This is a genomic window from Sphingoaurantiacus capsulatus, from assembly GCF_042648405.1.
Classification (GTDB): Bacteria; Pseudomonadota; Alphaproteobacteria; order Sphingomonadales; family Sphingomonadaceae; genus Sphingoaurantiacus; species Sphingoaurantiacus capsulatus.
Window position 1 is genome coordinate 524698 of sequence record NZ_JBHRXV010000011.1, and the last position, 26593, is coordinate 551290.

25 protein-coding genes and 1 tRNA gene are annotated in these 26593 nt (G+C 68.2%); 12 read left to right on the forward strand and 14 right to left on the reverse strand.

Annotated elements, in window-relative coordinates; all coding sequences use genetic code 11:
* Nucleotide 1: 1 nt before the first annotated feature.
* The 10 genes from ACFOMD_RS14795 to ACFOMD_RS14840 form a co-directional block, all read right to left on the reverse strand.
* Entirely contained in the window at nucleotides 2-1060 is a 1059-nt protein-coding gene (locus ACFOMD_RS14795) for a FemAB family XrtA/PEP-CTERM system-associated protein (protein WP_380862725.1), read from the reverse strand.
* A complete protein-coding gene (locus ACFOMD_RS14800; protein ID WP_380862727.1) occupies nucleotides 1060-1935 on the reverse strand; it encodes an XrtA system polysaccharide deacetylase in 876 nt (291 codons plus the stop codon). Before ACFOMD_RS14800 ends, ACFOMD_RS14795 begins: the two co-directional genes overlap by 1 nt.
* A gap of 3 nt (nucleotides 1936-1938) precedes the next feature.
* Nucleotides 1939-2934 carry an XrtA/PEP-CTERM system-associated ATPase gene (locus ACFOMD_RS14805; RefSeq protein WP_380862729.1) on the reverse strand — a complete coding sequence of 332 codons (996 nt, stop codon included), beginning with the start codon at nucleotides 2932-2934 and terminating at the stop codon, nucleotides 1939-1941.
* Between the two features lie 2 nt (nucleotides 2935-2936).
* Nucleotides 2937-4766 (reverse strand): hypothetical protein, encoded by a 1830-nt coding sequence (locus tag ACFOMD_RS14810; RefSeq protein WP_380862731.1) that lies wholly within the window; start codon nucleotides 4764-4766, stop codon nucleotides 2937-2939.
* A gap of 11 nt (nucleotides 4767-4777) precedes the next feature.
* Nucleotides 4778-5830 carry an XrtA-associated tyrosine autokinase gene (locus tag ACFOMD_RS14815; protein ID WP_380862733.1) on the reverse strand — a complete coding sequence of 351 codons (1053 nt, stop codon included), beginning with the start codon at nucleotides 5828-5830 and terminating at the stop codon, nucleotides 4778-4780.
* Nucleotides 5831-5852: 22 nt separating this feature from the next.
* Complete coding sequence (locus ACFOMD_RS14820; protein ID WP_380862734.1) at nucleotides 5853-7421, reverse strand: XrtA system polysaccharide chain length determinant; 1569 nt, start codon at nucleotides 7419-7421, stop codon at nucleotides 5853-5855.
* A gap of 45 nt (nucleotides 7422-7466) precedes the next feature.
* Complete coding sequence (locus ACFOMD_RS14825; RefSeq protein ID WP_380862736.1) at nucleotides 7467-8108, reverse strand: XrtA/PEP-CTERM system exopolysaccharide export protein; 642 nt, start codon at nucleotides 8106-8108, stop codon at nucleotides 7467-7469.
* 121 nt (nucleotides 8109-8229) lie between these two features.
* A complete protein-coding gene (locus ACFOMD_RS14830; protein WP_380862738.1) occupies nucleotides 8230-9447 on the reverse strand; it encodes a pyridoxal-dependent decarboxylase, exosortase A system-associated in 1218 nt (405 codons plus the stop codon).
* The gene (locus tag ACFOMD_RS14835) at nucleotides 9447-10946 is read right to left on the reverse strand and encodes an acyl-CoA ligase (AMP-forming), exosortase A system-associated (protein ID WP_380862740.1); all 1500 of its coding nucleotides are present in this window, start codon (nucleotides 10944-10946) and stop codon (nucleotides 9447-9449) included. The genes ACFOMD_RS14830 and ACFOMD_RS14835 overlap by 1 nt, the downstream gene beginning before the upstream one ends.
* The gene (locus tag ACFOMD_RS14840; protein WP_380862742.1) at nucleotides 10943-11569 is read right to left on the reverse strand and encodes a hypothetical protein; all 627 of its coding nucleotides are present in this window, start codon (nucleotides 11567-11569) and stop codon (nucleotides 10943-10945) included. Before ACFOMD_RS14840 ends, ACFOMD_RS14835 begins: the two co-directional genes overlap by 4 nt.
* A gap of 101 nt (nucleotides 11570-11670) precedes the next feature.
* Between ACFOMD_RS14840 and ACFOMD_RS14845 the strand changes: the two genes are divergently transcribed.
* Genes ACFOMD_RS14845 through ACFOMD_RS14860 form a run of 4 tightly spaced genes read left to right on the forward strand, consistent with a single transcriptional unit; the run spans nucleotide 11671 to nucleotide 13700 of the window.
* Nucleotides 11671-11949 (forward strand): phosphopantetheine-binding protein, encoded by a 279-nt coding sequence (locus tag ACFOMD_RS14845; protein WP_380862744.1) that lies wholly within the window; start codon nucleotides 11671-11673, stop codon nucleotides 11947-11949.
* A complete protein-coding gene (locus ACFOMD_RS14850; RefSeq protein ID WP_380862745.1) occupies nucleotides 11946-12683 on the forward strand; it encodes a hypothetical protein in 738 nt (245 codons plus the stop codon). Before ACFOMD_RS14845 ends, ACFOMD_RS14850 begins: the two co-directional genes overlap by 4 nt.
* A complete protein-coding gene (locus ACFOMD_RS14855) occupies nucleotides 12668-13477 on the forward strand; it encodes a hydrolase 1, exosortase A system-associated (RefSeq protein WP_380862747.1) in 810 nt (269 codons plus the stop codon). Before ACFOMD_RS14850 ends, ACFOMD_RS14855 begins: the two co-directional genes overlap by 16 nt.
* 58 nt (nucleotides 13478-13535) lie before the next feature.
* On the forward strand, nucleotides 13536-13700 hold the full coding sequence (locus ACFOMD_RS14860) for a hypothetical protein (protein ID WP_380862749.1): 165 nt from the start codon (nucleotides 13536-13538) through the stop codon (nucleotides 13698-13700).
* Nucleotides 13701-13711: 11 nt separating this feature from the next.
* On the opposite strand, the gene ACFOMD_RS14865 is transcribed toward ACFOMD_RS14860, so the two are convergent.
* Nucleotides 13712-13788, reverse strand: a tRNA-Met gene (locus tag ACFOMD_RS14865).
* Nucleotides 13789-13916: 128 nt separating this feature from the next.
* Between ACFOMD_RS14865 and ACFOMD_RS14870 the strand changes: the two genes are divergently transcribed.
* The 4 genes from ACFOMD_RS14870 (at nucleotide 13917) to ACFOMD_RS14885 (ending at nucleotide 17593) form a co-directional block, all read left to right on the forward strand.
* Nucleotides 13917-14900: an isoaspartyl peptidase/L-asparaginase family protein gene (locus ACFOMD_RS14870; protein WP_380862751.1), complete on the forward strand. Its 984-nt coding sequence runs from the start codon at nucleotides 13917-13919 to the stop codon at nucleotides 14898-14900.
* Nucleotides 14897-16150, forward strand: coding sequence for an NAD(P)/FAD-dependent oxidoreductase (locus tag ACFOMD_RS14875; protein WP_380862753.1), 1254 nt, complete (start codon nucleotides 14897-14899; stop codon nucleotides 16148-16150). The genes ACFOMD_RS14870 and ACFOMD_RS14875 overlap by 4 nt, the downstream gene beginning before the upstream one ends.
* A 4-nt stretch (nucleotides 16151-16154) precedes the next feature.
* Nucleotides 16155-17123, forward strand: coding sequence for an NAD(P)H-dependent flavin oxidoreductase (locus tag ACFOMD_RS14880; RefSeq protein ID WP_380862755.1), 969 nt, complete (start codon nucleotides 16155-16157; stop codon nucleotides 17121-17123).
* A 68-nt stretch (nucleotides 17124-17191) separates the two neighbouring features.
* Nucleotides 17192-17593: a DUF3775 domain-containing protein gene (locus tag ACFOMD_RS14885; RefSeq protein WP_380862757.1), complete on the forward strand. Its 402-nt coding sequence runs from the start codon at nucleotides 17192-17194 to the stop codon at nucleotides 17591-17593.
* Here the strand turns inward: ACFOMD_RS14885 and ACFOMD_RS14890 are convergent.
* A complete protein-coding gene (locus ACFOMD_RS14890; protein ID WP_380862764.1) occupies nucleotides 17590-18561 on the reverse strand; it encodes an NADPH:quinone oxidoreductase family protein in 972 nt (323 codons plus the stop codon). The two genes, ACFOMD_RS14885 and ACFOMD_RS14890, sit on opposite strands and share 4 nt — an antisense overlap.
* Nucleotides 18562-18637: 76 nt before the next feature.
* Between ACFOMD_RS14890 and ACFOMD_RS14895 the strand changes: the two genes are divergently transcribed.
* A complete protein-coding gene (locus ACFOMD_RS14895) occupies nucleotides 18638-20236 on the forward strand; it encodes an AMP-binding protein (protein ID WP_380862766.1) in 1599 nt (532 codons plus the stop codon).
* On the opposite strand, the gene ACFOMD_RS14900 is transcribed toward ACFOMD_RS14895, so the two are convergent.
* Nucleotides 20233-21483 carry a nucleotide pyrophosphatase/phosphodiesterase family protein gene (locus ACFOMD_RS14900; RefSeq protein ID WP_380862768.1) on the reverse strand — a complete coding sequence of 417 codons (1251 nt, stop codon included), beginning with the start codon at nucleotides 21481-21483 and terminating at the stop codon, nucleotides 20233-20235. The two genes, ACFOMD_RS14895 and ACFOMD_RS14900, sit on opposite strands and share 4 nt — an antisense overlap.
* Before the next feature lie 105 nt (nucleotides 21484-21588).
* On the reverse strand, nucleotides 21589-21819 hold the full coding sequence (gene rpmE / locus ACFOMD_RS14905; RefSeq protein ID WP_380862770.1) for a 50S ribosomal protein L31: 231 nt from the start codon (nucleotides 21817-21819) through the stop codon (nucleotides 21589-21591).
* Nucleotides 21820-21996: 177 nt separating this feature from the next.
* Between rpmE and ACFOMD_RS14910 the strand changes: the two genes are divergently transcribed.
* The 3 genes from ACFOMD_RS14910 (at nucleotide 21997) to ACFOMD_RS14920 (ending at nucleotide 26498) form a co-directional block, all read left to right on the forward strand.
* Nucleotides 21997-23589, forward strand: coding sequence for a carboxyl transferase domain-containing protein (locus ACFOMD_RS14910; RefSeq protein ID WP_380862772.1), 1593 nt, complete (start codon nucleotides 21997-21999; stop codon nucleotides 23587-23589).
* A gap of 133 nt (nucleotides 23590-23722) precedes the next feature.
* Nucleotides 23723-24508 (forward strand): enoyl-CoA hydratase-related protein, encoded by a 786-nt coding sequence (locus tag ACFOMD_RS14915; protein WP_380862774.1) that lies wholly within the window; start codon nucleotides 23723-23725, stop codon nucleotides 24506-24508.
* Nucleotides 24501-26498, forward strand: coding sequence for an acetyl/propionyl/methylcrotonyl-CoA carboxylase subunit alpha (locus tag ACFOMD_RS14920; RefSeq protein ID WP_380862776.1), 1998 nt, complete (start codon nucleotides 24501-24503; stop codon nucleotides 26496-26498). The genes ACFOMD_RS14915 and ACFOMD_RS14920 overlap by 8 nt, the downstream gene beginning before the upstream one ends.
* Nucleotides 26499-26593: the final 95 nt, after the last annotated feature.

Consider the following 26593-nt stretch of genomic DNA (forward strand, 5'->3'; position numbering starts at 1 on the left):
TTCAGCCGAGCCCCCGCGACAGCAGCGGCCCTAACCGGTTCGCAAGCCATAGCGGCAAGCGGCTCCAAGTCTCCACCATCAGCCGATATTTCGGATTGAGCGGATTGACGTCGGGCATCGCCGCGCCGGGCGCGAGGCGGAATTCATAGGCGAGCGGCGTCGGCTCGAATCCCCAGTTTTTCTTGAACGAGAAAGCGCCCGTCCCGACCTTCGATCGCCCGAAGTCAAACGACGTGCAGCCACGCTCGCGCGCATGCTCCATGAGCATCCAGTACATGTGATCATTGCCCCTCAACGCCCGCGCCGCGGGCGTGCCGCCACCATAATAGGGCAAGACCTCCCCGCGATAATAGAGCGAGAGCACCGAGGCGATCGGCGTGCCGTCCTTCGAAACGGTCAGGATGTCGGCGTCGGCGCCATATTCATCGAGGATCGCGTCGAACAATGCGCGCGGAAACACCGGCGTGCCGAGGTTGCGGACACTCTCCGCATAGACGGCGAAATGCTCGGCCCGTGCGCGCTCATCCGAAGCCACACGTACATCGAGGCCGAATTCCAGCGAGCGGCGCACCTCGGCGCGCTGCTTGCGCGGAATCGCCTTGAGATTGGCTTCACTGTCGGCGGCGAGCGCGCGGCGGAAGGTGACATAGCTCCCGGTCTTCGCCGGCCAGTCGGGGCGAAGCCGCTGCTGATTGCGATATTCGAGCGAGGTGAGCCCGAGCGACTGCGCCAGCTTCCATGCGGCCTCGTCGAGCGCGGCATGCGCCGCGTCGCTGTCGGCGAGCGGCCCGCCGTAGACGGCGAAAGCATTGGAAACGAGCGACTGCCCGAACAGCGGCGAGCGGACATGGGTCAGCGGCAGTACCCCCACCACCGCGCCGGCATGTTCGGCGACCAGATAGTGCGGGCTCTGTCCGGTGCCCTTCGCGACTGCCCGCCCCCAGGCGGTCAGGTGGAAGGCGCTGCTGTCGGGATGCGCGCGGACATAGGCGTCGTGGCGATCACGGTCGCTGTCGCTGCCGAGATCGAGCGTCCGGACGCTGGCAGCGGTGGCGAGCATCAGGCCGCCGCCGCCACCGCCGGCGCGCCGAGATAGACGCGGTCCATCCGGTCCCAGGCGAAATCGCGCATCACACGGCGCAGCTTGTCCGCCATCACGCCAAGGTTGGTATAGTGGCGCAGCCGCGACTTGATCGGCGCGCCCGCGACCCGCGGCTGGCCGGGATCGACCTCCCACGGGTGGAAATAGAAGACCGCCGGTTGCCGCTCTTCCTCGTTTACCTGTGCGATCGCCCAGCGCGAGAAGGCATAGGGCAACATGCGGAAGAAGCCGCCACCACCGGCGGCGAGCGTTCGCCCGGCGAAGCGTGCGGTGGTTACCGGCACCTCGATCATCGGCGAGCCCTGGACCGGGCGGTGCGCAAAACGCGGGAAGCCCGGCCAGCCATAATGATCGGTGCCGAATGGCGCGACGCTCGACGAATAGGCATAGCCCTCGTCGGCGAGCACCTGCAGCGCCCAAGCGTTGACCTTGCCGATCGAGAAGCTTGGCGCGCGGTAGCCGATCACCGGCACACCGCCCGCGTCCTCGAGGATTGCCTTGGTTTTGCGCAGGTCGGCGCGAAAGCTTTCCGGCGTCAGGTCGTGGACGCGGTCATGCGTATAGCCGTGGCTGGCCAGCTCGTGCCCCTCGGCGACGATGCGGCGGATCAGCGCCGGATGGCGCTCCGCCACCCAGCCGAGGGTGAAGAAGGTCGCCTTGACCCCTGCCCCGGCATAGAGATCGAGCACCGCCTGCGTGTTGAACTCGACCCGGCTGGCAATGGCATCCCACGCGCTGCGGTCGATCGTGTGCTCGAAGGCGCCGACCTGAAAATACTCCTCGATGTCGACCGACATGGCGTTGACGATCGGGGCGTTGACGATCGGCGGCATCGCTTACTCGGCAGGCGCCGGATCGGCGGCCAGCAACTCGTCGAGCAGGTCGACGATCTGGCGCAGCGCCTTGCCGTGCGAGCCGGAGCCCGCTTCCAGCGCCGCGAGGCGGCGGGCGAGATCGTCGTTCACCGTCCCGTCGCCGCCGACGAGCAGCGGCGCCGGCGCGGGCGCCGGGCCGGTGAAGCTGTCGTCGCGCAGATCCTCGACCACCTCGGCGACCATCGCGCCGTCGATCTGGTCGCGCTGCTCGAGCGCGCCGAACAGCAGCACCCGCGATGCGAGATTGTTCAGCCGACGCGGCACGCCGCCCGAATAATCGTACATCGTGTCGAAGGCGTCCTGCGTGAAGGTCGGCCTACCGTTCCAGCCGCAGAGCGTCAGCCGGTGCGCGACATATTCGGGAAGCTCCTCGCGGCTCATCGGCTCCAGATGATGGCTGGCGATGATGCGCTGGCGCAGCTGTTCGAGCACCGGCGAGCTGTTGAGATTGTCGCGGAACTCGGGCTGGCCGAGCAACACGGTCTGCAGCAGCGCCTGATGCCCCTCCTGAAAATTGGAGAGCATGCGCAGCTCCTCAAGCGCCGCGATCGGCAGATTCTGCGCTTCGTCGACGATCAGCAGAACCCGGCGGCCTTCGCGATACTGCGCGCGAAGAAAAGCCTCCAACCGGTTGAGAACGGAGACCTTGTCAGCATTGTCAACGGGTACGGCGAACGCGGTCGCCACCATCTTCACCATCGAATCGGCATCGAGCTGGGTGGTGACGATCTTGGCAACCACCAGCTTTGAGCGATCCACCGTCTCCATCACGTGGCCGACCAACGTGGTCTTGCCGGTGCCGACATCGCCGGTGATCACCACGAAGCCCTCGCCCTGGCTGAGGCCATAGGACAGATAGGCCATCGCCTTCCGGTGCGTCTCGGTATCGAAATAGAAATGCGGATCGGGGGTCAGCTGGAACGGCCGCCCCGTCAGCTCGTAGAAATCGGTATACATGCCTATTCCTCGGTCACGTCCTCGGCCCGGCGGGTCGATGACGCCTGCGATCCTCTACCGCGATTTGGGCTGAATTGATATCGCAGCCCGATCGAGGCGCTGAATGTCCGGCCATTGCCGAGATCGACGCGCGGGGCGAGCGGATCAGGCGCGCCATCGCGGTCATCGACCCGCCGCCAACTCGCAAAGGCGTTGGCGAACAGCGACATACTGCGGCCGATCAGCATGGTGAAGTTGGTCTGCGCGCTGACGAACAAGTCACGTGAGTCACGCGACAGCCCATATTCGTTCCGCTGCGCCCGCACGCTGAAGCCGGCGGTGCGCTGCGCGCCAAGACGCTGCTGGCCGCGCAGGTCGAACCCGTAGCTGGTGTCGGTGCCGCCCCCCAACGAACTGGCCGGGGTTCCGGGCGGCAGCCCCGGCGGCTGGCCGCCCAGGTAGCTTCTGCGGTTGAAGAAGCCGGAAACCGAGCCCGAGAAGCGCGGCTGGCTGATCTGGACGGCACCGTCTCCGCTCCCACCGCCGCTGCCGCCCATGCCGCGCGCGAGGGTGATGGCGCCCGCCTGATCCTTGAAGGTCGCGCTGGTCGCCACTTGCGTCAGGTTGAACTGGCAGGAGCCGGTCTGTGCGTCGAGGCCGAAGGCGCAGCTGCTGCTGCCGAGCGGCGAATTCTGCCCGTTGGCGGCGAAACTGCCGATCGGGGTGACCACGCCGCTGACCGGATCGGTGAACAAGGTGGTGAACAGGCGGCCGAAATTGTTGAGCGATTCGGTATAGGTGGCGAGCAGCTGGATATTGCCCGCCAGCTCCACCTGCGCCGACGCTGACGCCGTGAAGTCTCCGAAGCGCTTGCCGGCCCGCATGATGAGGCTGGTGCGACGCGACGGCGACAGTCGGAAGCCGCCCTCGTAGGTCACGCCTTCGACATCGAAATTGGTGGTGTAGAGCACACTCGGGTCGCGCTGCGCGCGGCCCTGCGCGTCGGGGACCGGCAGGCCGGTCGCGAAATCGATCAGCAGCGCATCCTGCCGGTCGAGGATGTCCTCATAACCGACATTGGCGATCAGCCCGATCGTGCGCGATACCGCATATTCGCCATCGCCGCCGATCCGCTTGCTGGTGAAACGCTGGTCGAGCTGCTCGATCGCGTCGCGCTGATACTCGCCCGTCAGGCGCCAACGCAGACGATCACTTCTTCCGACATTTCCGATATTTACCGACGCACTTTGATTTCGCGTATTCGAGGCGCCGCTCTGGAAGCCGCTGCCCGGCTCGATCGGCTGCCCGATGCGCAGCGGCCGCGGCAGGTCGGCCCGGTCCACCTCGAAGATGCCGTAGCTGTAGCGTGCCGTCACCTGCGTGCGCCCGAAACGGTGGCGCAGCGACGGCTGGATCGACGCGCCGAACGTCTGTTGCTGCGAACTGTCGTCGCCATCCGGATCGACCACCCCGCCCCGTTGGGTATTGAGGATGGTGGCGTTGGCCTGCGCATCAAGGAACAGCAGGTCGCTCAGCACCTCGGTGCGCAGCACGCCGGAGCCGTTGTGGCGCGACTTGTCCGTCGCCGGGCCGGTGATCGCGATGCGATGACCATAGCGATACCGCAGGTCGAAATCGATCCGCCGCCGCTCGATGCTGGTATCGATCCCCGCCCCGATCTCGTTCCAGGCGCGTTTCTCCGGATCCTGGTCACTGCTGTAGTTGAAGACGGTGCGCGATTCGACCGACGGCTCGAAGGTCACGCGCGCCGCAGCCGGCCCCGGCAGCGAAAGCAGCCCGACCAGCAACAGCCCGCGAACGAGCGGTAAATGCTGATACCGGCCCCCTCCCACGCGACTCCGGCCTAGACGCCGTAACCGTAGTAGGTGCCGTAACGGCGGCCGCCCGGCTGGAAGCGCGCCTTGTTGAGCAGCAGCTGGATGTGCTCGCACGCCGACAGCATCGAGATGCCCTCGCGGATCTCGGCGTCGCGGGTGTTCTCCGCCTCGACGACATAGACCGTCTGGCCGACGTACATCGCCAGCACCGGTGCCGCCGACGAAGCGAGCACCGGCGGGCTGTCGACGACGATGATGCGGTCGGGATAGCGCTTGGCGATATCCTCGATGATCTCGCCCATCCGCTCCGACGCGAGAAGTTCGGTCGTGAGGTTATGTTGGCGCCCGGCGGGCAGCACCGCGAAATTCTCGATGTTGGTGCGGATCAGGCAGTCGGCGAGGTCGAGATTCGGCTCGATGATCAGGTCGAGCAGGCCCTTGCCGCCTTCGAGGCCAAGCGTCGACAGAATCTCGGGCTTGGCGAAGTCGGCGTCGATCAGCATCACCGTCAGGTCGCGCTCCGAGGCGATCGAGAGCGCAAGGTTGATGGCGCAGAAGGTTTTGCCCTCGTTCGGCTGGCTCGAGCAGACGAGAATCAGGTTGCCGTTTTTGATGGCGTTCGACCCGCTCGCCATCGCGTTCATCAGCAATTGCCGCTTGATGATGCGGAATTCCTCGGCGATCGGCGTGGTCGGCGCGTCGGGCAGGATGAAGCCCTGCTCGCGCAGCGCCTCGAGGTCGATCTCGTCGCGGCGGCTCTTGCGGAGATCGCCCCTGGCCTGGCTCGACAAGGGCGACCCCTCGGCGCCCGCTTCCGGCTTGGGCATCGGCCGCAGCGCCGGCGCCCCTTCCTCATAGGCAGGCGCGGCCGGCGCTTCGGCTTCGGGCTCGGGCACCGGCTCCTTCGGCGCCAGCACCGAGGCGCGCGGGATCGCCGGCGGCGGCACGTTGATCGACGCGGCCGCACGCGGCGCCTGGCGCGCCGGCGAGACCGGGCTCGGCGGCGCGACGTCGAGCCGCTGCGCGGCGCGCTCGAGCAGCGAGGCGCGCGTTACCTTGGGGGCGGGTTTATCGCTCATTGAACGCTCCTGTACGCCGACGTCACCCCGATGCCCCCTGGATAACGACCTGGTAGAGCAACAGCATCGCGTAGGCGGTCACCAATCCGACCGCGAGTACGCCGAAGCCGCGCGACCACAGCCGCGCCTGCGCGCGCTGCTGATCGTTGACCACCTCCGACACCGAGCCGAGCACGGGCACGCCGAACGCTTCCTGCAGGCGGTTGGGCGTGATGTAGGTGGCGTGGATCTGGCTGACGAGGAACGCCACCGCAATGCCCGCGAGCAGGCCGCCGATCAGCACCGAGGTGAGCAGCAGCGGACGATTCGGCGCGACCGGCTTGCGGGGGAACGCCGGCGGGTCGACGATCTGGAAGCGGACCTGGTCGGTCTTGTTCTCGACGTCGCTGCGCAGGCGGACTTCCTCGCGCGACTTCACCAGCTGGTCGTACTGGCGGCGCAGCACGTCATAGTCGCGGTTGAGCTTCGACTGCTCGGCGGCGATGCCCGGCTCCTCGACCTGGCGGAGCTGCATATCGGCAATGCTCTTCTGCAGCTGGCCCTGCCGCGCGGCGAGCGCCGCGACGCTCGACTGCTTGTCGAACAGCAGGCTGCGCAGGTTGACGTAGACCGGGTTGGCCTGTGCCGCCTGCTGGCTCTTCTCGATCGGCTCGCGCGCCGCCTCACGCTGCAGATCGGCGATCTGGCGGCGGGCGGTCACCACGTCGGGATGCCGGTCGGTCCAGCCGCGGGCATAGGCATCCGAAATCGAGCGCTCCAGCGCTTCGATGCGACCGCGCGCCGAGGCCGGATCGTAGCGCGTTCCCTGGAAGCCGCCGCCCATCACCATCGACGGCGCGTCGATCGTCGCCGGGGTGCCGCGGAGCTGCGACTGAAGCGCGTTCAGCGAGCTGCGCTGCTGGACGATTTCCTGGCTGACGCGGTCGAGCTCGACCTGCGCGCCCATCAGCCGCTCGGAGATGTTGCCCTGCCCCGGCAGGCGGCCAAGATATTTCTGCTCGAACTCGGCGCGGCGGCGCTCGGCGTCTTCCAGCTCGCGGGCGCGGGCGGCGAGCTGGTCCTCGAGGAAGCGGATCGCCTGGTTGATGTTGTCACGGTCGGAGGAGATGTTCTCCTCGACGAAGATGTTGATGAGGTTCTGCACGACGCGCTGCGCCATCGTCGCATTCTGCGCGTCGCTATATTCGGAATCGTCCGACACGTAGGACAGCGTGAACAGGTCGCCGTCCTGCTCTTTCACCGTGATGTTGGCGGCAAGGTCGCTGATCAGGTCGTCGAGGTCGTTGTCGTCCTGGATGCTCTGGTCGAGACCGGTGCGGCGCACCACCTTCTCAAGGTTTGGGCGGCTGGTCAGCGTCTGGCGGACGATATCCACCTGGCGCGCCTTGTCACCGCCCTCGATGCCGAGCTTGTCGGGGAGCAGCGAGCTCCACTTGGCGTAGATGCGGGCGTTCGATTCATACTGGTTCGGGATCATCGCGACCGCCACCCAGCCGACGAGGCACACGGTCCACATCGCGGCGAGGCCATACCACCGCTTACGCCAGATGGCGTAGAGGATGGTCATTACCTGTTCGTAGATGTTGTTCATCTGACTCGCCTCACCGGCCGGCTACTTTCGGCCCGCTGAAATCACCTAGAAGAAGCTTTCCGGGATGATGATCACGTCGCCCGGCTCCAGCTTCACGTTCGCCGAGGTCTTGCCGTCCTCGATCAGGCTTTCGATCTTCACCCGATATTCGCGCTGCTGTCCCGTGGCCTTGTCGAAACGCACCAGCCGCGCCCGGTCGCCGGCGGCAAACTCGGTCAGCCCGCCCACCGCGATCATCGCGTCGAGCAGCGTCATGTTCGCCCGGTAGGGCAACGCCGCCGGGCGGGCCGCCTGGCCGACGATGCGCACCTGCTGAGCGAAGGGTCCGTTGAACCCCGATACGATCACCGAGACGATCGGCGACTGGATATAGGTGTTCAGCGCCTTCTCGATATCGTCGGCGAGCTGCGTCGGCGTCTTGCCGGTCGCCGCGAGGTCCTCGATCAGCGGCACGGTGATGCGGCCATCAGGACGCACCTGCACGTTGGTCGACAGCTCGGGGTTGCGCCAGACGAAGATCTGCAACTGGTCGAGCGGCCCGATCACATAAGCGGCACCGGGTCCTTCCTCGGGCGGCACGAATGCCGCCGCCGGCAGCGCGCCGCTCGCCTTGCCGCCGCTGCCCGAGCTGCAGCCCGCGAGAAGCGCGGCGCTTGTCGCCAGCAAAAACCACCCCGTTCGACGCATCGACCCCACCGTCCTTCCTCATGCCCCGCCCCCTGGCGGCGGAGCACTCCCTCGACCCCAGCGGGCCATCGTCATTCTAGGACCGTTTACCGCATATGGTAATCATCCTGTGAACAAACACCTAGCCTACCAACATTTCTCCGGGCGGTTCATGCCCCAGGAATGCGGTAGGGCTTGCGGTTAGGCCATAGGCGCCGGCCATGAACACCGCGACAAGATCGCCCACCTGCGTCACCGGCAACGCCGCCTTCTCCGCCAGCCGGTCGAGCGGCGTGCACAGGCAGCCGACGACATTCACCGGCTCGCCCGGCAGCGCATCGAAGCGCGAAGCATTGGCCACGGGGTAGTTACGGCGGATCACAGTGCCGAAATTGCCGCTGGCGGCGAGCTGATGATGGAGGCCGCCATCGACGATGACGAAGGTCTCGCCGTGGCTGATCTTCACGTCGACGACGCGGGTCAGATACACGCCCGCCTCCCCGACCAGATAGCGGCCGAGTTCGACGTTGAATTTGGTATCGGCGAGGACCGCCGGTCGCGCGGCGAGCTTTTCGCCCAGCGCCTTGCCGACGGTGAAGATGTCGAGTGGCATGTCGGTCGGGAAATAGGGAATGCCGAAGCCGCCGCCGATGTTGACGTGACGCGGGCGCACCGGCGCGCCTTCCGACAGCCGCGCAACGAGGTCGAGCGTCTTCGCCTGCGCCTCGATCAGCGCCTCGGCGGAGAGATTCTGCGAGCCGGCGAAGACGTGGAAGCCCTCGAAGATCGCGCCGAGCGCATCGATGCGCGCCAGCAGCGCCGGCACCCGCTCCGCATCGACGCCGAACGGCTTGGCGCCGCCGCCCATCCGCATGCCCGAGCCCTTCAGCTCAAAATCGGGGTTTACGCGCACCGCGACGCGCAGCGGCTTGCCGAGCCGCGACGCGATGCCCGCCGCGCGTTCCAGCTCGCCCGCTGACTCGAGGTTGAGAAGGATGCCCGCCTCGATCGCCGCCTCCAGCTCGCGATCACGTTTGCCGGGGCCGGCAAAACTGATCCTCGCCGGGTCGGCACCGGCGGCCAGCGCGATGCGTAGTTCACCCGCGGAGGCGACATCGAGCCCGTTAACCTGCCCCGCCATCCAGCCAACCAGCGCCGGCATCGGATTGGCCTTCACGGCGTAATGGATATCGACCCCGGCGGGCAGCGCCGCGCGGAGATCGGCGATGCGTTTTGCGATCAATCCGCGATCATAGACGAACAGCGGCGTGTCGCCGGCCTGCTCGACCCACGCGCTGACGGGCTTACCCGCTATCGCAAGTTCACCATTCAAACTGCTGAAACCGGGCGGAATATGCATCAGCCGCCATGCTCCCGGCGCAGCATGACACGGTCAAGCTTGCCGTTGGCATTGCGCGGCAGGTTGGTCAGCCAGACGATGCGCTTCGGCAGCATATAGCCGGGCACCGCCGCCGCCATCGCCCCACGCAGTGTTGCCTCAGCTTCCTCGGATGAGCGGCCGCCGGCCGGGCTGGCGATGAGCAACACCACCTGCCCCAGCCGCTCGTCGGCGACGCCCAGCGCCACGGCCTCGGCGACCGCGCCGGTGGCGTAGGCGGCTTCTTCGATCTCGGTCGGGCTGACACGGTTGCCGCTCGACTTGATCATTTCGTCGTCGCGGCCAACGAAATAGAGCAGCCCGGCGGCGTCGCGGCGCACTGTGTCGCCCGACCAGGCGGCAGTGCCGCCCAGTTTCGAGAAGGCCGGTGCCGGCCTGAACCGTTCGGCGGTGCGTGCGAGGTCGCGCCAATAGCCCTGCGCCACCAGCGGCCCGGCATGCACCAGTTCGCCGGGTTGGTCCGGGGCCGCCTCACCGCCATCGGGCGCCACCACCATCACCTCGGCATTGGGGATCGCCCCGCCGATCGATTCGGGGTGCGCGTCGGCCAGTGCCGGGTCGAGATAGGTGGAGCGGAAGGCTTCGGTGAGGCCGTACATCAGGAAGAGCTTGGCGTCGGGAAACAGCGCGCGCAACCGCCGCGTCACCGGCACCGGCATCCGCCCGCCGGTGTTGGCGAGGTAACGGAGGGTCGATCCCGCCCCTTCCGGCCACTCGATCTCGGCGAGCTGGATCCACAGCGGCGGCACCCCGGTCAGCCCGGTGATGCCATGCCGCGCCACCGCCTTCATGACGTCACGCGGCAGCAGGTAATCGAGGAGGACCACGCGCGCGCCGGCGTGGAAACCGGTGGTGAGCTGGCTGAAGCCAGCGTCGAAGCTCAAAGGCAGCACCGACAGGATGCGGTCGTCGGCGCGGTTGCCGATGTAGCTCGCAACGCTTTCCGCCCCGACCAGCAAATTTCGGTGGGACAGCATCACGCCCTTCGGCCGACCGGTGCTGCCTGAGGTGTAGAGGATTGCCGCCAGATCGTCTGGCCCGGCGGGCGTCAGCGGCGGGTGGCCGGTGTCGGTCGGCCAATCGTTCTCGATGACCAGCAGCGCGGTCTCACCGAGCGCCTCGGCGGCGATCAGCTGATCGGCCCGCGCCCGCTGCGTGACCAGCAGCTTCGCACCGCTGTCGGCGAGGATATGCGCGACCTGCGCCGCCTTCAGCACCGGATTGATCGGCACCAGCACCGCGCCGGCGCGCGCCACCGCGAACATCGCCGCCACCGCTTCGATCGTCTTGCCCGAATAGACCGCCACCCGGTCGCCCGCCTCGACACCGCATGCTGCATAGGCAGCGGCGACAGCGGAAACCTGCACGTCGAGCTCCGCATAGCTCAGCTGCCGGTCGCCCTGCACCAGCCCGACGGCGTCGGGCGCGCCGCGGGTCAGCAGCTCGTCGAGGCGTTTCACGCGGCCTCCGGCGTCGGAAGCAGTACCACGGGCTTTGCCCCGAACAGCCACTGCCGGCCACCGATCCGCAGCGCGGTCAGCGTATCGAGCCGTTGCGCGCCCATCCGCGCATGCGCCCGCCAAGGCCCGTCCTTGTAGTCGCTCATCCGGCTCATCGACCAGTCGAGCCCGCGCTCGGCCAGCCACGCCGCCGTCCCGGCCCACAATACCGCGAAAGCGCGGCCGCCGCGCTCCGAAGGGAGGACGAAAAGGCCGGTGTCCCACGCGGCGCCCGGCGGCGGCACGAAGCGCACCGCGACCTCATCCTCATCGAACGGCCCATCAGTCAGCCAGGTGACCCCGAGCAGGCGGTCGTCGCGATAGGCGCCAAGGCAGGTCATGCCCTGCCCGCGCCGGAAGGCGATGGTCGCCGCCGACAGCTCCAGATCGGCAGCCGCGATCTCGGCGTCGGTCATCCCCCGCGCCTCGAATCCGCGCGGCATCGGCGGCATCCCGCTACGCGGCACGGCGATCAGCTGATAGCGGTGGAAATCGACGCCCGGCAGCGCCGCGGCGAGGCGGGCGGCGGCATAGGAAGCGAAGCCCTTCGGCCCCAGCGCCCGGTAGGTTTCCGCCCATCCCATCGTCAGCCTGCCGCACCTGCGCGGTTGCGCCTTGTTGCCTTCCGCCGCCCTCGCACTATAAGGCGCGCCTGTCAAAAAGCGCGCTGCTTCAAGGGTAAGCTATGGCCAGCCAGCTCCGCCAGACCGGCGATGTCACCGAGACGGTTCGCGCCGTCCTCGCCGACGTGCTGGCGCTGAAGCCCGCCGTCGCCGCCGGCCTTGCCCATGATACGCCGCTGTTCGGCGCATTGCCCGAACTGGATTCGATGGCGGTCGCCGGCCTGCTCACCGAGCTCGAAGATCGCCTCCACATCATCATCGATGACGACGATGTCGACGGCGAGCTGTTCGCGACCTTCGGTTCGCTGGTCGATTTCGCCCGCGCCAAGGTCGCCGCTTGAGCGCCAGCGCTCCGAGCTTCGACTTCCGCCTCATCGACACGCCTGCCGGTTCGCTGCCCTGCATCATCCGGGGCAGCCCCGCCGACACGCCGTTGTTGATCATCCCGCCGCTGTTCGAGGAGATGAACCGGACGCGGGCGCTGCTCGCGGGCGTCGGTCGGCGGCTGGCCGAACGCGGCATCGCGAGTTGGCTGCCCGACCTGCCGGGGACCGGTGACAGCGAGTTGCCGTTCGCCGAGGCAAGCTGGGATGCTTGGCAGCAATCTCTTGAATTATTGGCGCAGAAGATTTCGGCAACACACGGAAAAGAAGTTCATATCTTCACAATCCGTGGTGGCGCCCTTCTCGGCGAGAGTATCCCCGCCCGCTCCCGCTACTGGCTGTCGCCAGTGGCCGGTGAACGGTTGCTGCGCGAGCTGCTACGCGCCCGAATGGCCGCCGATCAGGAGCGCGGGACGCCGACCAGCACCGCCGCATTGGAGGCGCAGCTTGCCACACAGCCGGTTGAACTAGCCGGCTACCCGGTATCGCTCGCCCTTGCCGCCGCATTGCGCGCCGCAGCGCTGCCCGAAGTCGCGCCCGTCCGCCGCGCCGTCGTCGGCAGCGGCGACGGCGACATCAGCCTCGACGGCCCGCCGCTGTGGCGCCACGCCGAGCCCGCCGCCGCCCCGGCGCTCGCCGAAGCCCTCGCCGACGACATTGCCGCCTGGATTGCCCGATGCGCCGGCCGCTGACCTTCACCTGCGAGGGCGCGACGCTCGCCGGGATGCTGCATCCGGCGGACGGCGAGACGGCGGTGCTGATCGTCCCCGGCGGCCCGCAGACCCGCGCCGGCTCGCATCGCGGCTTCGTCGATCTCGCCGACCGGCTCGCCGCCGCCGGCTATCCGGTGCTGCGCTTCGACCGCCGCGGCCTCGGCGACAGCGATGGCGACGATCCCGGTTTTTGCGCTTCGGCGCCTGAAATCGCTACGGCCATCGCCACGATTCGTGCCGAACTTCCGCAGATAAAACAGATCATTGGCTGGGGACTTTGCGACGGCGCCTCCGCCCTCGCCCTCCACGGCGCAGCGCTCGGCCTCGACGGCCTGATCCTCGCCAACCCCTGGACCCGCGACAGCGAGTCCAGCGCCGAGCCGCCCCGCGCCACGGTCGCCGCCCGCTATCGCCAGCGCCTGACCTCGCCGCGTGAATGGCGGCGGCTGCTGACCGGCGGCATCGACCTTCGCAAGGCTATCGGCGGCCTCTTGCGCGTCGCCCGCCCGGAAGCCGCGCCCCAACTGGCTGCCGATATGGCCACCGGACTGAAAGCCTTCAACCGCCCCGCGCTCATCCTGCTCGCCGGACGCGATGCCACCGCGCAGGCGTTCGGGGCCCTGTGGGGGAGCGTGACCTTCCAGCCGGTGCGCGAGGGCGGCGATATCGAGGTAGCAACGCTTCCTGACGCCACGCATACATTCGTGCGCGCCGAAGACGCCGCCGCGATGGCGCAGCGCTGCCTCGCGTGGTTAGGCTCCGCAACAAACTGACCCGGCACGCGTTGCTCCACGTCGACTAACCTAGGTTAGTCATCGTGTGGAGTAGCGTATGGCGGACGATGATCGTCAGGCGCTTCGGGCGCTGCTGATGGATTTCGATCGAAGCAAGCTTGCCGGCGACGGCGGGCTTGACGTGTTCCGCGCCATCCGCACCGCCGTCGCCCACGCCGAAGTCGCGCGCCGATATCCCGCATCGAGATACGAGCAAAGCTGACAAGGATGGAATGGTAGCAGCGGGCAGATTTGAACTGCCGACCTCCGGGTTATGAATCCGGCGCTCTCACCAACTGAGCTACGCTGCCACGGGCCGCTTCGGGCGCGGCGGATATAGGCGCGAGCTATTGTCCGGGTCAATGCCCCGTCCTAATGAGCGCGCAAGCTGTGTTTTCCATCATAAGTGACGGTGCCCCACGATGAAAGGCGATGTCCGATGCGCTTCCCCCTCCCGCTGCTGGCGTTGGCGCTGATGTCGGCGGCTTCGGCTCAAGCCAAGGAGGGCTGGACCCTCGTCATTCACGGCGGCGCCGGTGTGCTGGAGCGCGGCGCCATGACGCCCGAGCGCGACCGCGAGACGCGCGCCGGGCTGACCCGCGCGCTGGAGGCGGGCGCCGCGATCCTCGACAAGGGCGGCTCGTCGCTCGACGCGGTCGAGGCGGCGGTGAAAATGCTGGAGGACGATCCGAATTTCAACGCCGGGCGCGGCGCGGTCTTCACCTATGAGGGGAAGAACGAGCTCGACGCCGCGATCATGGACGGGCGCGACCGCAAGGCCGGATCGGTGGCGGGTATCACCCACACCAGGAACCCGATCAGCCTCGCCCGCAAGGTGATGGAAACCAGCCCGCACGTCTTCCTCGCCGGCGACGGCGCCAACGCATTCGCCAGGGACAGCGGCCTCGAGCAGGTCGACCCGAGCTATTTCCGTACCGAGGAGCGGTTCGAGCAGTTGCAGAAGCTGAAGAGCCGCGGCGCCAATTATTTCGACGTGGACCTGAAATACGGCACCGTCGGCGCGGTCGCCCGCGACACGAAGGGCCATGTCGCCGCCGCCACCTCGACCGGCGGGCTGACCGGCAAGCGCTGGGGCCGCATCGGCGACGCGCCGGTGATCGGCGCCGGCACCTATGCCGACGATCGCGCCTGCGCGGTTTCGACGACGGGCGCGGGCGAGTTCTACATCCGCGAGGGCGTGGCGCACGAGATCTGCGCGCGCATGCGCTTCCTGAAGGAAGGCCCCAAGGCCGCCGCAGACGCGGTGCAGGCCGAGACCAAGGCGCTCGGCGGCGACGGCGGCGTCATCGTCGTCGCGGCCGACGGCACGCCGGCGTGGAGCTTCAACACGCCGGGCATGTACCGCGGCCAGTTGCGGTCGGGCGGCAAGCCGATCGTCGGCATCTACGGGGATGAGGAATGAGCGAACGCTACGACGTCGCGATCGTCGGCGCCGGACAGGCGGGGGCACAGGCGGCAATCTCGCTGCGCCAGGGCGGATTCACCGGCAGCATCGCGCTGATCGGCGACGAGCCCGCGCCGCCCTATGAGCGGCCGCCGCTGTCGAAGGACTATCTGGCGGGCGAGAAGCCGTTCGAGCGAATGCTGCTCCGCCCCGAAGCTTTCTGGGCCGAGCGCAACGTCACGCTGCGCCTCAATACGCGGATCACGGCGGTCGACGCGGCGAAGCATGAGCTGACCAGCGCGAGCGGCGAGTCTATCGGCTACGGCCAGCTTGTCTGGGCGACGGGCGGCAGCCCCCGTGCCCTCCCCGTCCCCGGCGGCGACCTTGCCGGCGTCCATGTCATCCGCACCCGCGCCGATGTCGATGCGTTGCGCGACGAAGTGGCGGGCGCCGAGCGCATCGCGATCATCGGCGGCGGTTATATCGGCCTCGAAGCCGCGGCGGTGCTGCGCAAGCTCGGCAAGCAGGTGGTGCTGCTCGAAGCGCTGGAGCGCGTGCTGGCGCGCGTCGCCGGCAAGGCGGTGTCGCTGTTCTACGAGCATGAGCATCGCGCGCAGGGTGTCGACATCCGCACCGGCGTGCGCCTCGTCGAGCTGCTCGGCGAGAATGGCCGCGTCCGTGCCGTCGGCTTCGGCCCCGGCGTCGAAGAGCTGCCGTGCGACATCGTCATCGTCGGCATCGGCATCGTGCCCTCGGTCGGCCCGCTGGCCATCGCCGGCGCCGACACCGACAACGGCGTCCAGGTCGACGAACATTGCCGCACCTCGCTGCCCGACGTGTTCGCGATCGGCGACTGCGCCCGCCACGCCAACAGCTACGCCGGCGGCGATCGCATCCGGCTGGAGAGCGTGCAAAACGCCGTCGACCAGGCGAAGGTGGCCGCCGCCGCCATCCTCGGCGCGCCTGTCGCCTACAAGGCCGTGCCGTGGTTCTGGTCCAACCAATATGATCTCCGCCTGCAGACGGTGGGCCTCAGCACCGGCCACGACGCCACCATCAGCCGCGGCGATCCGGCGACGCGCAGCTTCAGCCTGATCTATTTGCAGGGTGGACGGGTGATCGCGCTCGATTGCATCAATGCGGCGCGTGACTATGCGCAGGGCCGCGCGCTGGTCGATGCCGGCCTTGTCGCGGATCCCAAGCTGCTCGCCGACCCGGCGGTGCCGCTGAAGAGCCTGATGCCGGAAGCGGCTGCCAAGGGAGAATGATCGAATGAGCCTGCCTGCCGTGCTTCAGGGCCGCCTGTCGGTCCCCGTGATGGGGTCGCCGCTGTTCATTATCTCCAACCCCGATCTCGTCATTGCCCAGTGCAAGGCCGGCATCGTCGGCTCCTTCCCCAGCCTCAACGCGCGCCCGATCGCGCAGTTCGAGGAGTGGCTGCAGCGGCTGTCGACCGAGCTCGGGCCGAACGACGCGCCCTATGCGGTCAACCTCATCGTCCACAAGTCGAACGACCGGCTGATGGAGGACCTCGCGCTCTGCGTGAAGTACAAGGTGCCGATCATCATCACCTCGCTCGGCGCGCGCGAAGACGTGAACCAGGCGATCCACAGCTACGGCGGTGTCGTCTTCCATGACGTCATCACCGACCGCTTCGCGCGCAAGGCCATCGAGAAGGGCGCGGACGGGCTGATCCCGGTCGCCGCGGGCGCCGGCGGCCATGCCGGTACGCTGTCGCCGTTCGCGCTGGTGCAGGAAATCCGCCAGTGGTTCGACGGGCCCGTGGCGCTGTCGGGCGCCATCGCCAGCGGCGCGGCGGTGCTCGGCGCGCAGGCGATGGGCGCCGACCTCGGCTACATCGGCTCGGCGTTCATCGCGACCACCGAGGCGCGCGCCGACCAGCGCTACAAGGAGATGATCGTCGAGTCGAAGGCCGACGACATCGTCTATTCGAACCTGTTCACCGGCGTGCACGGCAATTATCTGCGCCCCAGCATCATCGCTGCGGGCATGGACCCGACCGCGCTGCCGGAAAGCGACCCCTCCGCCATGAATTTCGGGTCGGGCGGCAATAGCGATGCCAAGGCGTGGAAAGACATCTGGGGCTGCGGCCAGGGCATCGGCGCGATCAAGGAGATCGTGCCGGCCGCCGAACTGGTGGCGCGGCTGAAGCGTGAATATGACGCCGCGCTCGCCCGCCTCACCGCCGGATCGCCCGCGCTGCGCGCCGCCGCCGAATAGCGCGGAACCGAGTTGGCGACCCCTCGTTTGCAGAGCTGTTGTCAGCTTTGCGACGAGGGCCTGCGCGAATGGAACTGAGCATCCCACTCGAAACGGTGTGCCGCATCATCATCCGGGCGCGCGAATATGAGGCGCTGGTCCCGGCGGTCGACCCCGACGACGGCTCCAATCCCACCGACGACGCCGACATGGACGTCCTAGAGGACGAGAACAACTCGGCGGTCGAGGAAGAGCTGCGCGCCGTCATCGACGACCTCGCCGAGGATGAGCAGCAGGAGCTGATCGCGCTGGTGATGGTCGGCCGCGGCACCTTCGATGGCAGCGAGTGGGAAGAGGCGATGGAAACCGCCAGCGACGAAATGCGCGACCCCGCGGACTATCTGCTCGGCGTGCCGATGCTCGCCGGCTTCCTCGATGCCGGCCTTGCCGCCTTCGACCTCAACTGCGACGGCGTCGGCCAGGTCAGCTAGGCGATCGTCACGACGCCTTTGCCAGTGATGGTGCCCGCCGCCATCGCGGCGAACAGCTCATCGGCTTTCTCCAATGGCACGCGCATTCCGATGTGGGGGCGCAGACCCTGCTCGGCGAGCGCGTCGATCGCCTGCCGCGCGGCGACGCCCGCCGCCGGATCGCGCCGCCCCTGCTCGCCGGCGCGCACGCCGATGATCTCGATGCCCTTCAGCAGCGCGCGGTTGAGCGGGAACGGCGCCGGCTGGCCGGCGACGAAGCCGACGAGCAGGTAGCGGCCGTTCCACGCGAGCGTCGCCAGCGCCGGCACGAACGCCGGGCCGCCGATCGGGTCGTAAACTACATCGATCCCGCCCTTCAGCGCCGACAGGTCGGGCGTGTCGCGGTCGAGGATGATCACCTCGTCGGCGCCGGCCTGCTTGATGACCTCCGCCTTCGCCGCATCGCTGGTCGCGGCGATCACCTTGGCGCCGAGCGCCTTGCCAGTGGCCACCCCAATCAACCCGACGCCGCCGCCCGCCCCCAACACCAGCAGCCGGTCGCCCGCTGTCACGCGCCCGCGCACGGCCAGCGAGACATAAGCAGTGAGCGCGCCGACGGTATGCGCCGCTGCCTCGTCGTCGTGGAGGCCGTGCGGCACCGGCCGGACCTGCGGGGCATCGACGGTGATCAGCTCGGCGAGGCAGCCGTTGCGCGCGCCGACGATCACCCGCTCGCCGATCAGATCGCCGAGCAGCCCCTCGCCCACCTCGTCGATCATCCCGCAGGCCTCGACGCCGGGGATGAACGGCAGATCGGGTTTGAACTGGTAGCCGCCCGACAGCATCAGCAGGTCGGGATAGTTGAGCGAGGCCGCGGTCAGCCGGACGCGCAGCTGGTTGGGCCCGGGCTCGGGCGGGTCGGCCCACTCGGGCTCGAAGCGCAGCCCGGCGCGATCATCGCTCAGATCGTGGCAAACCCAGGCGCGCAAATGGTCACTCCCTCTTTTCCGCAGCTTCCCTGTCGATAGTCTGCCATGCAACGAAAAAGCACCTGGGGAGGTGATGATGGCGGAAAACTGGAGTTTCGGGCGGGTCTTTTCGAAAGTGGCGGCGGGCGTACCCGCTGACGCGCCAGCGTTGATCCATGGCGATCGGGTGATCAGATGGGGTGAGCTGGAAAAGCGCAGCAATGCGCTGGCCGGCGCCTTCATCGCCGCGGGCGCGGCACCGGGCGACAAGATCGCCCACCTGATGCGCAACTCGCCCGCCTATCTCGAAACCACCATCGCGGGGTTCAAGTCGCGGCTGGTCCACGTCAACGTCAATTACCGCTACACCGGCGAGGAGCTTCACTACATCCTCGACAATTCGGACAGCGCGGTCGTGGTGTTCGACGCCGAGTTCGCTGAGGTGCTGGGCGGCATCCGCCACCGCCTGCCGCTGGTGAAGCTGTGGGTGCAGGTCGGCGGCGAGACCGCCGACTTCGCGGTCGACTATGAGGCGACGGCCGAGGGCGACGCGACGCCGCCAGCGCTCGACTACCAACCTTCCGACATGATGTTCATCTACACCGGCGGCACCACCGGCATGCCCAAGGGCGTGATGTGGGACCAGGGCGACATGTGGTCGATCCTGACGCGCGGCGGCGTGCTGCTGAATGCCCCGCCCCCCGAGACGGTCGACGAATGGGTCGAGGCGGTGCGCGCCACCGAGCCGCGGACGCGCATCCTGGTCGGCCCGCCGCTGATGCACGGCACCGGCTTTTTAAGCGGCATGATGGCGTTGGCGCGTGGCGGTGCGGTGATCACGCTGACCGATCGCAGCTTCCAGCCGATCGAGGCGCTGGAAACGGCAAAGCGCTGGCAGCCCGATACCTTCGTCATCGTTGGCGACGCCTTCGCCCGCCCCCTGCTGCGCGCTGTCGAGGAAAGCGGCGATTCGGCTGCGCTTGCCTCACTGCGTGCCATGCTGTCGTCAGGGACGATGTGGAGCCCCGAGGTGAAGGCGGGCCTTTTGAAGCACAATCCGATGATGGTGCTCGCCGACGCCTTTTCGTCGAGCGAGGCGCTGGGCATGGGTACCTCCTTCACAACCGCCGCCGACGTCGGCAAGCCGACGCGCTTCATCGGCGACGAGGATACGCTGGTGCTTGGCGAGGACATGCAGCCGGTGGCGCCGGGATCGGGCGCGATCGGCAAGGTGGCGCGCGGCGGGCTGCTGCCGCGCGGCTATTACAAGGACGAGGAAAAGACCGCGCGCACCTTCGCCGACATCGGCGGCAAGCGCTATTGCATGGCCGGCGATCAGGCGACGGTCGAGGCCGACGGCTCGATCACACTGCTCGGCCGCGGCAGCCACTGCATCAACACCGGCGGCGAGAAGGTCTTCCCCGAGGAGGTCGAGGAGGCGCTGAAGACGCACCCGCTGGTCGAGGACGCACTGGTGTTCGGCGTTGCCGACGAGAAATGGGGACAGGCGGTCACCGCCGTCGTCGAGGCGTCGGGCGCCGAGCCGGGTGAGCTGATCGCCTACGCGCGCGGCCAGCTGGCGGCCTATAAATGCCCCAAGCGCGTCGTCATCGTCGCCAAGGTGCCGCGCGCGCCCAACGGCAAGGCCGACTATGCGGGCGCCAAGGCGCTGGCGAGCGAGCTGGAACCCGCTTAGCGCAAGACGGGCACGAACACCGCGTCGCTGCCGTCGGTGCCGGTCGCCGGCGGCAGGCCGAGCAAGCGGCGCAGCAGCGCGTGGACATCCGGGTTATCGAACGCGGGCAGCGTCGTGCCCGGTGCGAACGCCGGCCCATGGCCGAGGAACAGCGCCGCCATGTCCGGCGCGGCGCCATCATAGCCGTGTGCGCCGCCGCCAAAGGCGGTACCGGTCTTATCCACGACCTGCCAGCCGACCTCGGCGAGGCAGAGATAGGGCGGCACACGGGGGTTGCGGCCATAGTGCAGCCGCGCCGGGATTTCGGCCTTGCGCCAGCACGCCATATGCGGGTGCGGCTTGAGCAGCGCGGCCTCGACCGCTGCCTCCTTGCCCGGCGTCGCGACGATCCCCGCGTAAGGCCCCGTCTCGATCACTCGATAGTCGCCGGCAGTCAGGATGGTGTCGAGCGCCACCGCCCGGTCGCGGCTGACCGCCGCCATGCCGTGGTCGGCAACGATCACCAGATTGGCCGGCTGGCCCAGCGCCGCGAGTTCGCTGACCAGCAGGCCGATGGCCGCATCGACCTCGGCGATCGCCTTGTTGGTCTCGGGATGATCAGGCCCGTTCTCATGCCCGATCGTATCGACCGCCTCGAAATAGGTAGTGAGGAAGCGTGGTCGCGTTGTCGCCGGGCGGCGTAGCCAGTCGATCAAGGTGGCGACACGCTGTGTGGTGCCGACTTCCTCGTAATATTGGACGAAATCCTGGGCGCGCGTGCCGCCGTCGATCTTGTACGGCCATGCCGCCGCCCGCGTTCCGCCGATCGCGACGATCGAGCCCGGCCAGAACATCGTCGCGGTGCGCACGCCTGCCTTTTCGGCATCGACCCAGATCGGCACGGCCGCGTTCCACCAGAAGGGATCGTCGCTCGCCATGGTGAACACGTCCGTCCGCCCCTCCGCCTCGAAGCGGTTGGCGACGATGCCATGGCGATCCGGGCGCAGGCCGGTGACCAGCGTCCAGTGGTTGGGGAAAGTCTTGCTCGGGAAAGACGGCCGCATCGCGCCGCGCACGCCGCCGGCCGCCAGCCGCGACAGGTTCGGCGTGATCCCGCGATCGAGATAATCGGGCCGGAAGCCATCGATTGAAACGAGGACAGTCACCGGCTCGCGCGTCTCGAAGGGAATCGCAGAAGCGGAGCGGTCGCTCGTCGCCGTGCAGGCGGTGAGCGTCAGAGCGGCGAGGATCAGGGTCAGGAAGCGCATCAAGCGGCTATTCCAGCATCGCGCGACGGAAATGTGACGCAAAACGCGAAGGGGCGGCCCGCTGGCTGCGAACCGCCCCTTTTCGAAAGCCTTGCGGCTCGAAGCTTACTTCTTGCCGAGCGACAGGCCGGCGAAGCGCTTGTTGAACTGAGCGACGCGACCGCCCTCCTGCAGCTTCTGCGTGCCGCCGGTCCAGGCCGGGTGCGAGGTCGGATCGATCTCGAGCGTCATGGTGTCGCCCTCCTTGCCCCACGTCGAGCGCGTCTCGTAGGTGGTGCCGTCGGTCATCACGACCTTGATGGTGTGATAGTCCGGATGGATGCCCTGCTTGGCCATGATCGTCGTTCCTTTGCGCGGCCGGTTCCGACCGGCCTGAAAACAGAAGCGCGCGACATAGCGAAGGACGGGCGATTGCACAAGGCGGGGCAGCAATTATCGCAGCGGCGCGGCGCCGTGTCCCGTTCGGCCCCGGAGCGCTGTTGAGCGGCCTTCGGCGCGGGTCTATAGCGAACCATGCCCAATGTGATCGGCGGCCCCGCCACCCTTTCCGACCCCGATTTCAAGCGAAATGACGAGGCCATGCGTGGTCTCGTCGCCGAATTGCGCGAACTTTCGGGAAAAATCAGCCTCGGCGGCTCATCGAGCGCCCGCGACAAGCACGTCGCTCGCGGCAAGCTGCTGCCGCGCGAACGCGTCGAGCGGCTGCTCGATCCCGGCACGGCCTTCCTCGAGATCAGCCAGCTCGCCGCGCACGAGGTCTATGAGGACGACGTCCCCGCCGCCGGCATGATCGCCGGTGTCGGCCAGGTGTCGGGCCGTACCTGCGTCATCGTCTGCAACGATCCGACGGTGAAGGGCGGCAGCTATTATCCGCTGACGGTGAAGAAGCATCTGCGCGCGCAGGAAATCGCGCAGCAGAACCGCCTGCCCTGCCTCTATCTGGTCGATTCGGGCGGCGCCAACCTGCCGCGGCAGGACGAGGTCTTCCCCGACCGCGATCACTTCGGCCGCATCTTCTACAATCAGGCGACGATGTCTTCGCAGGCGATCGCACAGGTCGCGGTGGTGATGGGAAGCTGCACCGCCGGTGGCGCCTATGTGCCGGCGATGTCCGACGAGACGGTGATCGTCCAGAACCAGGGCACCATCTTCCTCGGCGGCCCGCCGCTGGTGAAGGCGGCGACCGGCGAGGAAGTGTCGGCGGAGGACCTCGGCGGCGGCGACGTGCATACCCGCGTGTCGGGCGTCGCCGACCATCTGGCGGCGAACGACGCGCATGCGCTGGAGATCGCCCGCTCGATCGTCGGCACCCTTCCCGCGCCGCGCACGCCCGACGTGGCGTTGAAGCCGTCGCGCGAGCCGGTGCATTCGCCGGAAGAACTCTACGGACTCATCCCGTCCGACACCCGCACGCCGTTCGACGTGCGCGAGGTGATCGCCCGCCTCGTCGACGGGTCGGAATTCGACGAGTTCAAGGCGCGCTATGGCGAGACCCTGGTCACCGGCTTCGCGCATATCCACGGCATGCCGGTCGGCATCATCGCCAATAACGGCATCCTGTTCTCCGAAAGCGCGCTGAAGGGCGCGCACTTCATCGAGCTGTGCTGCCAGCGGAAGATCCCGCTGCTGTTCCTGCAGAACATCTCGGGCTTCATGGTCGGCCGCCGCTACGAGAATGAAGGCATCGCCAAGCATGGCGCCAAGCTCGTCACCGCGGTCGCCTGCGCGCAGGTGCCGAAGATCACCGTGGTCATCGGCGGCAGCTTCGGTGCCGGCAACTACGGTATGTGCGGCCGTGCATACTCCCCTCGCTTCCTGTGGATGTGGCCCAATGCTCGCATCAGCGTGATGGGCGGCGAGCAGGCCGCCGCGGTGCTCGCCACCGTCAAGTCGGGCGGCTTCGCCTCGCCCAAGGACGAGGAGGCGTTCAAGGCGCCGATCCGCGAGCAATATGAGCGGCAGGGTCATCCCTATTATTCGTCGGCGCGCCTGTGGGACGACGGTGTCATCGACCCCGCCGACACCCGCCGCGTCGTCGCGCTGAGCCTTGCCGCCGCGCTGAACGCGCCGATCCCCGATACGCGCTTCGGCACGTTCCGGATGTGATCGGGCAAATGCACATGTCCCCGACCCCACCCGCTCACCCTGAGCCTGTCGAAGGGCGAGCCTGCCCCGATGTCCTCGCGCGCCAATCCTGCTTCGACAGGCTCAGCATGAGCGCTGGTGGGCGGCGCGGCGAATGACCGATGTCGTCACCCTTGAGCGCGATGCCCGCGGCGTCGCGCATGTCACGCTCAACCGGCCGGAGCGGCACAACGCCTTCAACGAGGCGGTGATCGCAGAACTGACGGCCGCCTTCGCCGCCGTGGGCGATGCGCGCGCGGTAGTCCTGCGCGGCAACGGGCCGAGCTTTTGCGCCGGCGCCGATCTCGACTGGATGAAGCGTGCCGCCGACTGGTCAGAAGCCGAGAACGAAGCCGACGCGATGAAGCTGTCGGACATGCTGGCCGCCATCGACGCCTGCCCGGCGCCGGTGATCGCGGTCGCGCAGGGCGGCGTCTATGGCGGCGGCGTCGGCCTCGTCGCCTGCGCTGATCTTGCCGTCGCCACGCCCGATGCCAAGTTCCGCCTGTCGGAAGTGCGGCTGGGGCTGACGCCGGCGACTATCTCGCCCTTCGTGCTGGCAGCGATGGGCGCGCGCAACGCGCGGCGCTATTTCACCACCGCCGAGCTGTTCGACGCGGTCACCGCGCATTCGACCGGCCTCGTCCACGAGCTCGCCGACGATGCGCTCGGCGCGCAGGCGTGGGTGGATGCCTGGTTGAAGCTCATCCTCGAAGCCGCCCCCGGCGCGGTGGCCGACGCCAAGGCGCTGGCCCGCGACTTCGCCGGCAAAGTCATCACCGACGACCTCCGTGCCGACAGCGCCCGGCGGATCGCCGCCCGCCGCGCCGACCCCGAAGGCCGCGAGGGCGTCACCGCCTTCCTGTCGAAGCGCAAGCCGAACTGGATTCCCCATGCGTAAAGTTCTTATCGCCAACCGCGGCGAGATCGCCCGGCGGATCATCCGCACCGCCCACCGGATGGGGCTGGAGACGGTCGCCGTCTATTCCGAGGCCGACGCTGGCGCGCCGCATGTCCGCGAGGCGACGCAGGCGGTGCTGATCGGCCCGGCGGCGGCGAGCGAGAGCTACCTCCGCACCGAGAAGCTGCTCGACGCCGCGCGCCGCACCGGCGCCGACGCCATCCACCCCGGCTACGGCTTCCTGTCGGAAAATGCCGACTTCGCCGACGCGGTGCGCGACGCCGGCCTCACCTTCGTCGGCCCGCCGACGAACGCGATGCGCGTCATGGGCCTGAAGGATTCGGCGAAGAAGGCGATGAAGGCGGCGGGCGTGCCCGTCACCCCCGGCTACCAGGGCGAGGACCAGTCGCTGATCCGGCTGGAGCGGGCCGCGCAGGCGATCGGCTATCCGCTGCTCATCAAGGCGGTGGCGGGCGGCGGCGGCAAGGGCATGCGCCGCGTCGACAGCGAGAAGGAGTTCGGCGAGGCGCTGATCGCCGCCAAGCGCGAGGCGGATCGCTCGTTCGGCAACGACGGCGTGATGATCGAGAAGCTGATCGGCCGCCCGCGCCACGTCGAGGTGCAGGTGTTCGCCGACAGCCAGGGCAATGTCGTCCATCTGTTCGAACGCGACTGCTCGCTGCAGCGCCGCCACCAGAAGGTGATCGAGGAGGCCCCGGCCCCTGGCCTGTCCGACCGGCTGCGCCACATCCTCGGCGTCGCCGCCGTCACCGCGGCGCACGCGATCGACTATGAGGGCGCCGGCACCGTCGAGTTCATCGTCGACACCGACCATGTCGATGCCGAAGGCGATCCCGCTTTCTACTTCATGGAGATGAACACCCGCCTGCAGGTCGAGCATCCGGTGACCGAGCTGATCACCGGTTACGACCTTGTCGAGTGGCAGTTCCGCGTGGCGCGCGGCGAGCCGCTGCCGGCGCGGCAGGACGATATCAAAGTCGGCGGTCACGCGGTCGAGGCGCGGCTCTATGCCGAAGACCCCGACAACGGCTTCCTGCCGTCGACGGGCACCCTCAACCGGCTCGAGCTGCCGCAAGGGTTGCCCGGCGCGCGCGTCGACAGCGGCGTCGAGCAGGGCAACGCCATCTCGATCTATTACGACCCGATGATCGCCAAGGTCATCGCGCACGGCGCCGATCGCAACGTCGCCATCGACCGGCTGGTGGCGGCGCTCGATGCCTGCGTGGTCGAGGGCGTGAAGACCAACCGCGCCTTCCTCGCTCGCCTCGCCGACCATGAGGCATTCCGGGGCGGCGAGATCGACACCGGCTTCATCCAGCAGCATGCCGAGGATCTGAAGCCGACCACCGACGTTCCCGACCGCGTGCTGGCGCTCGCCGCGCTGGCGATCGCGGCAGCGACCGACGAGCGGCCGCGCACCACGCTGTTCGAGCAACTGGGCGGCTGGCGGCTCAACCTGCCAGCACGCCGTCATCTCGACCTGTTCGTCGGCGACGAGGCCCCTCGCAAGGTGACGCTGGAGGCCGCCGACGGCGGCTATCGCATCGAGGGGCTGGGCGAGGGCATTTCCGGCAACGGCCGCTTCACCACCGGCGCCGGCTTCGAGGCCGATATCGGCGGCGAGCTGCTGCACGCGGTGGTGCTGCGCCACGGTGCCGATATCGAGGTCCGCCTCGGCGGCCGTGCCTTCCGCATCGGTACCGAGCCGCCGCGCGCTACGGCAACGGCGGGTGCTGGCGGCGGCAAGATCACCGCGCCGATGCCGGGCCGCGTGCTCGGCGTGTTCGTGAAGCCCGGCCAGAAGGTAGAGGCCGGCGACCGGCTGCTGGTGCTCGAGGCGATGAAAATGGAGCATCGGCTGACAGCATCGGGCACCGGTGTCGTCAGCAGCGTCTACGCTGCCGAGGGCGACCAGGTTACCGAGGGCGCGCTGCTCGTCGAGATCGAGGTTGAGACCGAAAGCAAATGATCATCGTCGTCCCCGCGAAGGCGGGGATCCAGTACGAGAAGCAACTCTGCCCGCTACCGCCGGCGCCTTCGAATGGACTGGGTTCCCACCTTCGC